The sequence below is a fragment of the Microbacterium protaetiae genome, assembly GCF_004135285.1.
Classification (GTDB): Bacteria; Actinomycetota; Actinomycetes; order Actinomycetales; family Microbacteriaceae; genus Microbacterium; species Microbacterium protaetiae.
In genome coordinates, this window is sequence record NZ_CP035494.1 from 2,158,656 (window position 1) to 2,172,293 (window position 13,638).

General features: G+C 68.2%; 11 protein-coding genes and 2 pseudogenes. 8 read left to right on the forward strand and 5 right to left on the reverse strand.

Features of this window, described 5'->3' with window-relative positions; all coding sequences use genetic code 11:
* The first annotated feature begins 215 nt into the window (after positions 1–215).
* From fdhA to ET475_RS09980, 4 genes and pseudogenes are all read left to right on the forward strand, one after another.
* Positions 216–1,434, forward strand: a pseudogene (gene fdhA / locus ET475_RS09965) (formaldehyde dehydrogenase, glutathione-independent).
* A 51-nt stretch (positions 1,435–1,485) separates the two neighbouring features.
* On the forward strand, positions 1,486–1,887 hold the full coding sequence (locus tag ET475_RS09970; RefSeq protein WP_129389355.1) for a GlcG/HbpS family heme-binding protein: 402 nt from the start codon (positions 1,486–1,488) through the stop codon (positions 1,885–1,887).
* A 53-nt stretch (positions 1,888–1,940) separates the two neighbouring features.
* The gene (locus tag ET475_RS09975) at positions 1,941–2,783 is read left to right on the forward strand and encodes a LuxR C-terminal-related transcriptional regulator (RefSeq protein ID WP_129389358.1); all 843 of its coding nucleotides are present in this window, start codon (positions 1,941–1,943) and stop codon (positions 2,781–2,783) included.
* A 133-nt stretch (positions 2,784–2,916) separates the two neighbouring features.
* On the forward strand, positions 2,917–4,440 hold the full coding sequence (locus ET475_RS09980; RefSeq protein WP_129389361.1) for a SulP family inorganic anion transporter: 1,524 nt from the start codon (positions 2,917–2,919) through the stop codon (positions 4,438–4,440).
* Between the two features lie 71 nt (positions 4,441–4,511).
* Here ET475_RS09980 and ET475_RS09985 read toward each other — a convergent pair whose 3' ends face one another.
* The gene (locus ET475_RS09985) at positions 4,512–5,432 is read right to left on the reverse strand and encodes a LacI family DNA-binding transcriptional regulator (protein ID WP_129389364.1); all 921 of its coding nucleotides are present in this window, start codon (positions 5,430–5,432) and stop codon (positions 4,512–4,514) included.
* An 85-nt stretch (positions 5,433–5,517) separates the two neighbouring features.
* On the opposite strand from ET475_RS09985, the gene ET475_RS09990 reads away from it, so the two are divergent.
* The 3 genes and pseudogenes from ET475_RS09990 (at position 5,518) to ET475_RS10000 (ending at position 7,299) form a co-directional block, all read left to right on the forward strand.
* Positions 5,518–6,483, forward strand: coding sequence for a zinc-binding dehydrogenase (locus ET475_RS09990; RefSeq protein ID WP_129389367.1), 966 nt, complete (start codon positions 5,518–5,520; stop codon positions 6,481–6,483).
* Positions 6,484–6,673: 190 nt separating this feature from the next.
* A pseudogene (locus ET475_RS09995) lies at positions 6,674–7,093 on the forward strand (SulP family inorganic anion transporter); the annotation flags it as partial.
* A 35-nt stretch (positions 7,094–7,128) separates the two neighbouring features.
* Positions 7,129–7,299: a hypothetical protein gene (locus ET475_RS10000; RefSeq protein WP_165310866.1), complete on the forward strand. Its 171-nt coding sequence runs from the start codon at positions 7,129–7,131 to the stop codon at positions 7,297–7,299.
* 53 nt (positions 7,300–7,352) lie between these two features.
* Here ET475_RS10000 and ET475_RS10005 read toward each other — a convergent pair whose 3' ends face one another.
* The 3 genes from ET475_RS10005 to ET475_RS10015 all read right to left on the reverse strand — a co-directional run bounded on the left by ET475_RS10005 (position 7,353) and on the right by ET475_RS10015 (position 10,410).
* Positions 7,353–7,655, reverse strand: coding sequence for a hypothetical protein (locus tag ET475_RS10005; RefSeq protein ID WP_129389374.1), 303 nt, complete (start codon positions 7,653–7,655; stop codon positions 7,353–7,355).
* On the reverse strand, positions 7,639–9,579 hold the full coding sequence (locus ET475_RS10010; protein ID WP_129389377.1) for a C1 family peptidase: 1,941 nt from the start codon (positions 9,577–9,579) through the stop codon (positions 7,639–7,641). Before ET475_RS10010 ends, ET475_RS10005 begins: the two co-directional genes overlap by 17 nt.
* Positions 9,580–9,750: 171 nt before the next feature.
* Positions 9,751–10,410: a TetR/AcrR family transcriptional regulator gene (locus tag ET475_RS10015; RefSeq protein WP_129389379.1), complete on the reverse strand. Its 660-nt coding sequence runs from the start codon at positions 10,408–10,410 to the stop codon at positions 9,751–9,753.
* A 138-nt stretch (positions 10,411–10,548) separates the two neighbouring features.
* On the opposite strand from ET475_RS10015, the gene ET475_RS10020 reads away from it, so the two are divergent.
* A complete protein-coding gene (locus ET475_RS10020; RefSeq protein WP_242497594.1) occupies positions 10,549–12,846 on the forward strand; it encodes an ABC transporter permease in 2,298 nt (765 codons plus the stop codon).
* Between the two features lie 110 nt (positions 12,847–12,956).
* Here ET475_RS10020 and ET475_RS10025 read toward each other — a convergent pair whose 3' ends face one another.
* Positions 12,957–13,628, reverse strand: a complete 672-nt coding sequence (locus tag ET475_RS10025) for a histidine phosphatase family protein (protein ID WP_129389381.1) — start codon at positions 13,626–13,628, stop codon at positions 12,957–12,959.
* Between the last annotated feature and the right edge of the window lie 10 nt (positions 13,629–13,638).

Below are 13,638 nucleotides of genomic sequence, written 5' to 3' on the forward strand. Positions count from 1 at the left end.
CCGAGAACCCGGCCGAGCGGTATCGACGCGACGTCGCGACCAGCTCGTCTCGTGAGCCGGCAACCACGTGGCTCGACGACCGGCTGGTGGGATGCCGCAGAGCTGCGCCCTATCCGTTCGGGCAGGGCGCCCGGCCCTGATGGGTCATCCCGCTCTGGGGCGGGGTGGGTCATGCTTCGGGAGAAGGCGAAAATCGCCGGACCCGGAGGACGAGGATGTCTGCGAACAGAGCTGTTGCCTATCAGGGACCCGGAGTGGTCGAAGTCATCGACCGAGTATCCGACGTTCGAGTTGAAGGACGGCCCGGGGGTCAATCCCGCCAACGTCGGGCGCAAGTTGCCACACGCCGTGATCCTGCGCACGGTCGCGACGAACATCTGCGGCTCGGACCAGCACATGGTGCGCGGCCGCACGACCGCGCCGCGAGGGCTCGTGCTGGGGCACGAGATCACCGGTGAGGTCGTCGAGGTCGGCCCCGACGTCGAGTTCGTGAAGACCGGCGACATCGTCTCGGTGCCGTTCAACATCTCGTGCGGTCGCTGTCGCAACTGCAAGACGGGCAAGACCGGCATCTGCCTGAACGTGAACCCCGATCGCCCGGGAAGTGCGTATGGCTACGTCGACATGGGCGGCTGGGTCGGCGGGCAGGCCGAATACGTGCTCGTGCCCTACGCCGACTGGAATGTGCTGCGCTTTCCGGATCGCGATCAGGCGCTGGAGAAGATCCTCAGTCTGACGATGCTCTCCGACATCTTTCCCACCGGCTTCCACGGCGCCGTCACCGCAGGAGTCGGCGTCGGTTCGACGGTATACATCGCCGGCGCAGGCCCGGTGGGCCTGGCAGCTGCTGCCGGAGCACAGCTGCTGGGAGCGGCCGTTGTGATCGTCGGCGACCTGAACGACGCCCGGTTGGCACAGGCGCGCAGCTTCGGCTGCGAGACCATCGACGTGGGCGCGGGGAGCGTGCCCGATCAGCTGGAGGAGATTCTCGGCGTGCCCGAAGTGGATGCCGCAATCGATGCCGTCGGCTTCGAGGCGCGGGGTGAAGGCCACGGTGCGCACGCGAAGGAAGCACCGGCCACGGTGCTCAACTCACTCATGACGGCCACGGCCGCCGGCGGGGCCATCGGTATTCCGGGACTGTACGTCACCGGCGATCCGGGGGCGGCCGACGAGGCCGCCAAGGTCGGCTCCCTGTCGATCAGCTTCGGCACCGGCTGGGCGAAGTCGCTCTCGTTCACCACCGGGCAGTGTCCGGTGATGCGCTACAACAGACAGCTGATGATGGCGATCCTGCACGACCGGGTCGACATCGCCAAGGCTGTCAACGCCAAGCCGATTCCGCTCGAAGACGCCCCGCAGGGCTATGCCGAGTTCGACGCGGGCGCGGCCACCAAATATGTACTCAACCCCAACGGGTACATCGCCGCCTGAGGCGCGGCATCCCTCACCCCCTCACACCACTCACCACCCAAGGAGATCCCCATGTCCGCTTTGACACTCGCCGACGCCCGCACGATCATCGCGGCCGCCGAGAAGCGCGCCGACGAGATCGGCCAGCCCATGAACATCGCCGTCGTCGACGGCGGCGGTAACCTCATCGCCCACGTGCGCCAGGACGGCGCATGGATCGGCAGCATCGACATCTCGATCAGCAAGGCGTGGACGGCCCGCGCGTTCGACATCCAGACCAAAGACCTCGGTGACAACGCGCAGCCGACCCAGCAGTTCTTCGGCATCCACACGACGAACGGCGGCAAAGTCGCGATCTTCGCCGGCGGCGTGCCGCTGCTGCGCGACGGCGTGGTCGTCGGCGGTCTCGGCGTCAGCGGGGGCAGCGGCGAACAGGATCAGACCGTCGCAGAGGCCGGCGCTGGCGCGCTCTGACTGCAGGCAGGATGTCGGCCCCGCACACCTGCCCGGTCGGGTAGGTTGACGGCATGAGCGTCGACGACGCCGTGACCGACGAGGAATCGGCGGGGACGAGACGGCAACTGGTGGCGCTGGATCGCACCGTGGCCGAGCAGGCAGACCAGCACGCGATCACGCTGGAGTCGCTGCTGGCGATTCTGCGGTCGCAGCGCCTCGACGATCGCGCGGCGCGAATGCTGGCGATCGATACGGCCACGACGGCATTGGTCGGCTTGCGGATGGCCACCGATCGGCAACGCCGCTCGATGCTCGAGCCGGTGGTCGGAGCCTTCGCACGACTGCGCAGTGATCTGCGCCCGCTCGAGCGGTTCAGCGAACTCGATGTGCAGTTCGTGGAGCCCCCGGCGACCGGCCGCGCGCTGCCCGGCGAAGTGGCCCATGCCGCCCGTGCGATAGTGCGCAGCGCTGTGCTGGCGGTCGTCGACGCCGGCGAGGCGCGGCGTGTGCGCATTCAATGGGACTGCGACGGATGGAATCTGCTGGTCGGCATCCGCGACGACGGCAACGGTGAGCTGACCCCGCATGACGATTCGCTGCGGCCGATCGCCGAGCGGGTCTCGGCGCTGAACGGAGTGCTCACGGTCAGCGCCACTCCTGGATGGGGATCGTCTCTTGAGATCCGGCTGCCGCTGGACCCACCGGTGGAGCCTGAGCCGCTTGCCGAGAGCGTGCGACTCACCACGCGGGAGCGCGAGGTGCTGCACTTGGTCGCCTCGGGCGCTCGCAACCAGACGATCGCCGACGAGCTCGGGATCAGCGCGAACACGGTCAAGTTCCACGTGTCGAACCTGCTGCGCAAGACCGAGGCCACCACGCGCGCCGAGCTGGCCGCGCTCGCAGCGGCGCGGTGAGCCGCGCGGCGACTCCCGCGTAGACTCGACAGGTCGCCGCGCGCCCTGAGGCCTCACAGCGAGCCTGCGGCACCCCATCTTGCCGCCGAAAGGACTGCCGCGCGGTCGCCTTCGGCTGCCGGTGCACTCGATCATGCCCGTCGCCCCCTCTGCTCCCGCCTCGACCGCGTTCCGCCTGCCGAACGGTCAGGTGCCGGTGAGGGCCGCGCTGCGGCATCCGCGCCTGCTCACCACAGAAGTACTCGCCGGAATGGTGACAACGCTCGCGCTGATTCCCGAAGTGATCTCGTTCTCACTGATCTCGGGCGTCGGCCCCGACGTCGCCCTCATTTCGTCGGTGGTGCTGGCCGTCGTGATGTCGCTGGTCGGCGGAAGGCCCGCGATGGTCTCGGCCGCGGCCGGATCCGTCGCGCTCGTGCTCGCACCGCTGGTGCAGGCCCACGGCACGGGGTACGTACTGCCGGCCGTGCTGCTGACCGGGGTGATCCAGATCGTGTTCGGGGCGGCGGGCCTCGCCCGTCTCGTGCGCTACATTCCCCGATCGGTGATGATCGGCTTCGTCAACGCGCTGGGCGTGCTGATCTTCGTCGCACAGGTGCAGCACGTGATCGACGTGCCCTGGCAGGTGTACCCGCTGTTCGTCGTGACGATTCTGATCGTCGTGGTGCTGCCGAGGTTCACCCGCGCGATCCCGGCACCGCTGGTGGCGATCGTGCTGGTGACCGCCGCCGCCGTCGTATTCGGGCTGAACGTGCCCACGGTCGGCGATGAGGGTTCGGTGAGCGGGGGACTGCCGGGGCTCACGCCGTGGACCGTGCCGTTCGACCTCGAGACGCTGCGGATCGTCGCGCCGACGGCGTTCGCCGCGGCGATGGTGGGCCTGTTGGAGAGCCTGTTGACCGCGAAGGTCGTCGACGAGATCACCGACAGCCGATCGGGAAAGGGTCGCGAATCGTGGGGGCTCGGCGTCGCGAACATCCTGGCGGGGCTGTGGGGCGGGGTTGCCGGGTGCGCGATGATCGGACAGACCGTCGTGAACGTGCAGCTCGGCCGGGCGCGCACCCGCATCTCGACGCTCGTGGCGGGACTGTTCCTTCTGCTGCTGATCGCGGTGCTGTCGCCGGTGATGTCGGCCATTCCGATGGCGGCGCTGGCAGCGGTCATGATGGTCGTGGCCCTCCGCACTGTGGACTGGCACAGTGTGCGGCCTTCGACGTTGCGCCGGATGCCGGTGCCCGAGACGATCGTGATGCTGGTGACGGTGGGGGTTGTCGTGGCCACGAACAATCTGGCCACGGGCGTCGGCGTGGGCGTGCTTCTGGCGCTCGTGTTCTTCGCCCGCCGCATCGCACATGTGGTGCGGGTCTCGCGCGAGGTGTCAGACGACGGTGCCGTGGCACAGTACCGCGTGCTCGGGCCGTTGTTCTTCGCGTCGAGCAATGATCTGGTCGATCAGTTCTCGTACGCCGACGACCCGGCGCGCGTCGTGATCGACCTGAGCGACTCGCACATCTGGGACGCCTCCAGTGTGGCCGCGCTCGACGCCATCGGGACCAAGTACGCGGCACACGGTGCGACGGTCGAGCTGATCGGCCTCAATGCCCACAGCCGGATGTTCCACGGCCGGCTGACGGGGTCTCTGGGGAGTCCGTCGTAATCACGCAGGAGCAGAGGAAGCGATGTGCGCCGCGCATAGCCGGCTACCGCCTACCGCCTCACCGCGTCGGGTCACGTCGTCGCGCGCACCACGACCTCGGATGGCGACTGCGTCCAGATTCCTGGATCGATACCGAGCGCAAAACGGGCCGCGCGCTCACCGAAGGATGCCGCGTGGATGCGTACCGTCGTCAACGGCGGGTCCCACAGTGCTCCGTGCCCGCCGTCGTCGAAGCCGATGACGGCGAGGTCATCGGGCACCTGCAGCCCGAGTGCGGCAACGGCAGAGAGCACGCCGAACGCGACGTCGTCGCTGTATGCGGCCACGGCGGTGACATCGGTGTCTGAGAGAAGGGCGCGCACCGACTCGGTGCGCGCCGCGCGGTCGACGCCCATGTCGATGCGCAGCGTGCGGATCGGCGCCATGCCCAAGGCGCGTGCGGCCCGGTCAGCATGCTCGAGACGGGTAGCCGCAAGCGGGTCATCGGTCGACGGCACCCCGAACGCCACGGCGCGGTGCCCGCGCTCGGCAAGATGCGTGAGCTGCGTCATCGTGTGGAGGGCGAATCCGGCATACTGCCCGCCGGCGCTCCCGAAGACGGGATGGTCGTCGGATGCCCCCGACAGCAGAACATCCAGATCGACGACGCCCCGAGGGCGGAGCGCGTCGACCGCGTCCTGCGGGATGCCGCTGCCCGCGCTGATCAGCAACGAGTGACCGTGTCGCCTCAGCTCGTCGGTCATTCCTGCGATGAAGCTGTCGAGACTGTGCCCGCTCAAGGCCGCCCCGACATTCAGCAGCACGCTGCGCGAGGCACCCTCACGCAGTGCACGGGCGACGCCGTGGGGAGCGTAGCCGAGGGATGCCGCGGCTGCTCGCACCCGCTGCTGTGTCGCCGGAGTGATGGTCTGCCCGGGCGTCTCGTTGAGGACGTAGCTCACCGTCGCCGTCGAGACGCGCGCCTCGCGAGCGACATCCTTGATCGTGACCATGGCTGCAGACTATCGCTTAAACGATTAAGCGGCTACGATCGGACGTGCGGATCCTCTCGATCCGCGGGTGAAGAAGGAGTGAGCCATGAAGGCTTGGCAGTACATGGGCGATCACGCCCCCATCCAACTCAACGAGGTCGACGAACCCGTCCCCGGCCCGACGCAGGTGATCATCGATGTCAAGGCGGCAGGACTGTGCCATTCCGACATCATGTACATGCAGACCGGCGACGCCGTCATGCCGTTCCTTCCGATGACCCAGGGGCACGAGAACGCCGGCGTGATCTCGCGCATCGGCTCGGAGGTCGTGGGATTCGCCGTCGGCGATGTCGTCGGTGTGAACTCGGCCGGCGTGCAGCCGCCGCTTGGCATGTTCACTCCCGGCGGTTTCGCCGACAAGCTCGCCGCCGACTACCGCGACCTTGCGCGTGTGCCCGAGGGCCTCGACCTCTCGTTGGCGGCACTGGCCACCGACGCGGGCATGACCTCGTACCACGCGATGATCAAGGAGGGCGGGGCGAGCGCCGGCATGAAAGTCGGCGTCATCGGCTTCGGCGGCCTCGGTCAGATCGGCGCTCGCGCGGCCGTGCTCGCCGGCGCCGAAGTGCACGTCGCCGAGACGAAGGAAGACGTGTGGCCGGTTGCGAAGGCCGTCGGCGTCGTCGACTGCGTGAAGGATGCAGCGGAATGGGTGACACCGATGACCGGTGACCCGCTGAACGCGGCATCCGGTTTCGACCTCATCGTCGACTATGCGGGATTCGACACGACCCAGAAGGCGTTGAACGCGATAAAGCGCGGCGGCAAGGTGGTGCAGGTCGGCCTTGGCAAGCCGACCTTCACCGTGAGCACGCCGACGATCCTCGGCAAGACCCTGGTGGGGTCGCTGGGCGGCACCGTGCAGGACATCGAGGAGGTCTTCGAGTTGATGCGTCGCGGTGAGATCGCGCCGGTGTACGAAGAGATCAGCTTCGACGCGGTCGGCGAGGGCCTGGAGCGTCTCGCGAACAACGCGGTCACCGGTCGGCTGGTGGCTCGCTTCGGAGACTGACCGCCCTGCCTCTCTGATCGACCAGCGATCCCGCATAGACTCGACAGGTTGCCGCGTGCCCGGAATGGACTTCGGGCCTGCGGCACCGTCACTCCGCCGCCGAAAGGACCGCCGTGCGGTCGCCTGCGGCCCTCCGGCACACTCGCTCATACCCGTCGCCCTCTCCGCTCCCGCCTCGACGGCGTTCCGTCTGCCGAACGGCCAGGTGCCGGTGACCGCCGCGCTGCGACATCCGCGCCTTCTGACCACCGAAGTGCTCGCGGGAATGGTGACCACGCTCGCGCTGATTCCCGAGGTGATCTCGTTCTCGCTGATTTCGGGTGTCGGCCCTGATGTCGCCCTGATCTCGTCGGTGGTACTGGCCGTGGTGATGTCGCTGGTCGGCCGCCGGCCGGCGATGGTCTCGGCGGCGGCGGGTTCGGTCGCGCTCGTGGTCGCGCCCCTGGTGCACGCACACGGCACCGGGTATGTGCTTCCGGCGGTGCTGCTGACCGGGCTCATCCAGATCGTGTTCGGGGCGGCAGGGCTCGCCCGGCTCGTGCGGTACATTCCCCGATCGGTGATGATCGGCTTCGTCAATGCGCTCGGGGTGCTGATCTTCGTCGCACAGGCCAGTTCTCGTACGCCGACGACCCGGCGCGGGTCGTGATCGATCTGAGCGACTCGCACATCTGGGATGCCTCCAGCGTCGCCGCGCTCGACGCCATCCAGACGAAGTACGCGGCGCACGGCGCGACAGTGGAACTGATCGGCCTCAACGCGCACAGCCGGATGTTCCACGGACGGCTGACGGGATCTCTGGGGAGTCCGTCGTAATCACGCAGGAGCAGAGGAAGCTGATGTTGCGCCGCGCATAACCGGCTGCCGCCTCACCGCGTGCCCACCACTCTGACCGTGAGCACGTGCCGTTCGCGAACCTCGCCGTTCACCCGGGTGAGAGCGAGATCGACGACGGCGACACCGGTCTGAAGCGCATCGATCTGCAGCTCGCGCGGGTAGCTGCCCTGGCCCGGAGAGTCCCCGGCGGGCGGTACGCCGACCGTCCGCACCGCGACGGCTGCGGCATCCCGCGTCACCGTGACCAGCCAGCGATACCCCTGGCTGCCCGCGCCGGTGATCGGGGCGCGGAAGTGCTCCCCGATCACCAGATCGATCTCAGAGGGAAGAGCCAATGACGACTCCGTCGTGCCAGCCGGTGCCATCGCGCCAGAAGTGCTGCATCTTGCCATCATGCCGCCGCGCGACCACTTCGAGGTTGAATCCGAAGCTGCCCTGCACCAGCGCGAGCACCCGATCGATGCCGGTGCCGAACGTCGCGCTCGCCCGCCACACTCCCAGCGCATCGCGCCACCAGTGCTGCAGCACGCCCGACGCCAGTGCGACGACGAGCTCATAGTTGCCCGAGGCGAACTCATCGGTGCGCCCGTACTGCCCCTCGATCATGGCCGGTGCGGTACGGCATCCCGCAGCGAACGTCGTCGTCGCCGACCACGCCCAGCTCGTGCCGTCGGCGCGATGCCAGTGCTGCAACGTGCCGTCGGCGCGCAGGCAGACGAGCTCAAGGTCGCCCTTCGTCGTCTGGATGAGGCTAGGCCCCGCCTCGCGCACGTCGCTGCCGAACACTGGCCCGGCATGCCAGCCGGCACCGTCGCGCCACCAGTGCTGCAGCTGGCCGCTGGCAAGTCCGGTCACGACCTCGAAGTTCGCGCCGTAGCTGCTTTGCACGAATCCCGGCGTGCCCAGGGCATTGTTCGGCCCGAACGTCGCGCCGTCGTTCCACGTGCCGTGCGTCTGGTCGAACCACCAGTGCCGCAGCCGGCCGGCGCTCGACGCGTAGATCATCTCGAAGTTGCGGTTGTAGGCGGTGCCGGTCGCGGTCGGCTCCGAGCCGGCATCGCTTGCGAAACCGGATGCCGCGGCCCACGGCAGCGCACCGGTTCCGTTGTCGCGCCACCAGTGCGCGATGCCCCCTGACGGTGCGTGCACGAACAGCTCGAAGTTGTCGTGGTTCGCGCCGTCGCCGCTCTCGAACATGGCGCCGTTGTGGCTGAACCGCTTCGCCCACGGATCAGGGTTCGTGCCGCGCAGTCCGTACATCGCGTTGGTATCGATGCCGATCTGGCCGTATCCGATCCAGCCGTAGCCATGGTCGCCCCAGCTGTCCCCCCACGAGTTGCGGATGAGCCAGGCCTGCTTACGGTCGTCGTACCCGACGACGTCGACCACGTGCGTGCCGTTGGAGGTCTGGCCCGGCGCGGCCTTGTATACGGTCGTGATGTCGCTGTAGCCGTAGAAGTCGTCGTAGATGGTGATGGAACTCGCCACGGTTGGACCGATCTTCCAGATCCAGTCCTTCATGTCGTCGACATGGCTCAGCGTCGTATACGCCGGCGTCTTCACGGTGCGGCCGCTGCGATCGAAGGTTGTCGTCGCCGTGGTGTGCTGCGTCGATCCGGTGCCGCAGTTGCTCGGCGCCGGCACCCAGTACGCATCGTTGTGCGCGGCCGGGAACGGCCACGGGATGCAGCCGGGGTCGGCCTGCCCGTTGTCCTTCACCCAGTTCAGGGTGTTGCGGGCGTCACCGCACTGGCCGACCACCACGGTCAGCCCGCGCACCACATCGCCCTCTGATCGCGGCGCCCACGTGCAGTGCTCGATGCGCGTCATCGCCTCGATGATGCCGGTCGGGGCGAAGATCCAGCAGTGCTCCGACGCGAACTGGTCGCGGGTGCGGGTGAACGTCGGCCAGCCGTTGTGCGTGCGCCAGTCGACGGCCGAGGGGCGTGCCGGCGGCGCGGGTGCGGGCGGTGTCGGCGGTACCGGCGCGGGCTTGGGCGGCCGCAAGTCGGCGATCGCTGCCGGCGAGACGCTGATCGCGAGTTCGCGTGCGCTCGGCTGCTCGGCGATGAGCTTGCTCACATCGACGCGATGGGCGGGATTCGCGCGCGTGGGTGGCGGGCCGCCCAGCAGCCGGCGCACCAGCGGTCTGTCGTCGGGGATGGCAGGCAGCACCCGCCATCCCAGATCGTGCGCCGCGATCAGTGCGCGAACGTCACCGTATGTCTTCAGCCGAGGGCTCGGGGTCTGTGCGGACATGAGGTGCTCCAGAGGGTCCGATGCCGCGTGGCGGGCATCGCCCACTGGGAAGAGCCGCCGGCACGACAGCGTGATACCGCGGCTGCGGCATCCACCTCGCCGTCAGCGCAATGCGTGCCGCAGGTGCTCGGCCAGCTGCTCATAGACGCGGTTCACCACGACACCACGATGTCAGACCAGACGTGCGTGGCCACGGGCGTCGAAGCCACCTTCTGGGCGAGTGACGGGGGCTGCGAGCATCCCCGCCGCGGCGTCGATGAGGAAATAGCCGACCGCACGCCAGCTCCCTCGCGCGGTGCCGGAGTTGCTCTCTGCCTCGTACTCCGCGCACACCCCGAGGACGAGATATCCGAGAATGGCCGAGCGCCCGCGCATCGTCGCCGGCGAAATGCCCTCGACGGCCGTGGCCAGGGATGAGAAGTCCGTTCCCAGGTCGAGTTCGTCGGCTGACTCCTCGAGCACGGCGACGGCCGACGGCACCGAACGCAGCTGTGCGAGGAACTGCGCCCGCCAGCTCGGCCCGGGGATCGAGTCGAGCAGCTCCACGAGCGGCAGCAGTCGGCACCGGACGATGTCGTGCACGCTGGGATGGGGGCCGAGCTCGGCGAGAAGCTCTCGGCGCCGCGCGGCCACCACGTCGTTGTGCCGGAAGATCAGTGCGCGCAGCAGGTCGTCGCGGGTGCCGAAGTGGTAGGCGACGGCGGAGTGGTTGGCAGAGCCCGCGTGCTCGGCGATGCGGCGGGATGACACGGCGTCGATGCCGTTCTTGGCGAACAACTCTTCGGCGGCATCCAAGAGCGCCTCGCGTGCGCGATCGCTGTGCTGGCCCATCCCGCCTCCCGATGTTGTGGATTCACTGTGACATGCCATCTGCAGTTTCGCATTCTTACGTCACATGACTTAAATTGTACAGGTCCTCACGATCAGCGTCGATCTCCACCCGGCACCCCACACGTCAGGAGCACGCCCGTGACAAGTACCCCTCCGCTCTCTCGCAAAGAGGCCCGCGAGAGCGACGTCGCCACACCCGACGTGGCGTTCGAGAAGGAGGATGGGTTCGACTCGGATGCCGCGGCGAAAGCCGCCAAGCGTGCCAAAGCCGAGTCCATCGGCCGAATCGCGGCGATGTTCATCATGCCGCTGATCATGGTCGGCATGATGGTCACGGGGTACATGGGCACCATGCACTCGCCGACGGCGAACGACATGCCGGTCGTGGTGGCAGGTTCGTCGGCGTCTGCGGCAGACTCGTTCGTCGATGCGCTCAGTGACGCGATGCCCGACGCTCTGGATGTCGAGTCGGTCGACAGCGTCAGCGACGCTCGTGATCGCGTCTTCAACCGCGAAGCCGTCGCTGCCGTCGTGATCCAGGGTGACACCGCGACGCTGTACACCGCCTCCGGTGCCGGAATGACCCAGGCCACGAAAGTCACGTCGCTGGTCGAGCCCACGATTCTCGCACAGGGGCTGACTCTCACCACGAAAGACGTGGCGCCACTGCCCGACAACGACGCGTCGGGTCTGGGCGCCATGTTCCTGACGACAGCACTCGTGATGGCGGGCTACCTGCCGTTCAGCATGCTGCGCACGAACTCACCCGAGCTGCTGAAGTTCCGCCGCATCGTCCCGATTCTGGCCGGCTGGGCCGCCGCCATCGCCTCACTCGTTTGGGTCGTGACCGGCCCCATTCTCGGAGTGGTCTCCAGCGACCATTACCTCGCGGTCGTCGCCGTCGCCGGGCTGGGTGTGTTCGCGATAAGTTGCGTGCAGCTGTTCATCACCCGATTGTTGGGCTCGTTCGGCGTCATCGTGGGCATCTTCCTCTTGATGGTGCTGGGCATGCCCGCGTCCAACATGAGCATGTCGATGTACACGATGCCGGCCTTCTATCGGTTCCTGCACGGGTTCCTGGCGATGCCGGCCATCGGCGAGTCGATGAGATCGGTGCTGTACTTCGGCGGCACCAATCTCACCGGCCACCTTCTCGTGCTGGCGGTCGGCGCGGTCGCCGGCCTCACGGCCACGGCCATCTGGGACGCGACACGCGGCCGCCGGCACCCGGAGGGCGTGCCGATGGATGTCAACGTCGCCTCGCTGCACGGCGGCCGTCGACCGAAGAAGGCGTTCTGGCGTTACTTCTCCCTCGCGATCTTCCCGCTGACCATGGTCGCGATGATGCTCACCTGCATGCTCGGCGCCATGCACCAGCCGGCCCCGAGAGACATGCCGGTCGCCGTCGTGGGGGCCACCACCGAGCAGGCCGAGCAGACCATCGGCGGTCTCGAGAAGAACATGGGCGACATGTTCGAGTTCACGCCGTACACGACTGACGACACCGATGAGGTCCACGACCTCGTCGAGGGGCGCGACCTGGTCGCAGCCCTCGTGCTGCCGTCGCAGACCAGTCCCGAGTTCACGCTCGTGGCCAACCAGGCCGGCAGCCCCAGCGCCTACCAGATGGCGGTGCGGGTGTTCACCCAGGTCGCCGAGGGGCAGCAGATGTCGCTCCAGGTCGACGACATCGCACCGCTGCCCGACCGTGATAGCCAGGGCATCGTCACGATGTACCTTGCGATGGGCTGGATGCTCGCCGGATTCATGGTCGTCGTCGTCGGGGCGAACGCGGCGCCGGCCACGCGTCCGCTGCGCAAGATGCTGCCGATCACGGCGGTGTACTCGATGTTCATGGCGGCGGTGCTGTGGCTGATCGCCGCTCCCATCACCGGATCGGTCGACGGACATTTCTGGCAGTTGTGGGGCACCGGGGCCGTCGCCATCTTCTGCGTCGCGATGTTCGCGATGGTCTTCGAAAGACTGATCGGGATGCTGGCGATCATCCCCGTGGTCGGAACGCTGATGTTCCTGGGCGTTCCGTCTGCCAATGGACCGTTTTCGATGTACCTGGCCCCGGAGTGGTTCCGCACGCTGCACGACTTCCTGCCGATGCCGGCCGCGGTAGAGGCGGCACGGTCGATCCTCTACTTCGACTCCGACGTCCTCGCGCATCATCTGCAGGTGCTCGGCCTGTGGGGTCTGCTGTCCTTGGCGGTGGTGTTCATCATCGACGCGCTCAAATCGGTGCGCACCGAGCATGACTTCGGTGAGCTCGCCACCGGACCGAAAGCCGACGACGGACCCACCGCGGGCGAGGCAACGCCCGAGGTGGAGGGCGAGCCGGCGTTCGAGAACCAGTTCACCCTCGAGGACGAACTCGTGCTCGAGCAGGGAGCAGTCCAGCAGCGGGAGCCCGCCGGCGCCGGGTCGTGAACGCGAAGGCGTGCACAACCATCGGCCCTACTCGCGGGTGCACACGCCTTCGGCCCAGCCCTCGCCCGATCCCGCGCGATGCGCCGGTGGCGAGAGGGACGGTCATATCTTCAACGGCTGACGTCGTCGACAGGCTCTCCGGTTGGGTCGTCCTCGTTCAGTGAGAGCAGCTGCGGGCCGCCGGCGGGGTCGGGCGACCACTGGACGAGCTCCCAGCCGTGTTCGTCGCCCTCGAGCTCGACGACGGCGGTGTTGTGCAGCGGCGAATGCTGCAGCAGCTCGGGGTCGAGGCCGTGCACCCGCGCGGCGGACCACACGCGGATGGCCGCCCCGTGCGAGAACACCGCCACGCTCTCGCGCGAGAGCGTCGTCGCCCGCGCGATGCTGCGGTCGAATCGGGTGAAGAACGCGGTGCCGTCGGCGTCGGCCCCCGGCATCCGCACCGCCGTGTCGCCGCGCGCCCACGCGAAGGCCGTCGACACGTACGTGCGCACGGCGCTCCCGTCTTTGCGCATCTCGAGCTCGGCCGCCTCGATCTCCTGCAGCCCGTCGATCATGACCGGCCGCAGGCCGTGCTCGGCCGCCAGCGGAGCCGCGGTCTCGACGGTGCGGATCAGCGGCGACACCGCGACGGCATCCACGTCCCGATCACGCAGCGCCGCGGGGATCGCGGCCGCCTGCCGACGTCCCAGTGCGGTCAGTCCCGGACCGGGTGCGGCGGTGTCGAGCCGTCCCGCGACGTTCGAGAGGGTCTGGCCGTGGCGGATGAGGAAGAGACGCATGCCTCCATCC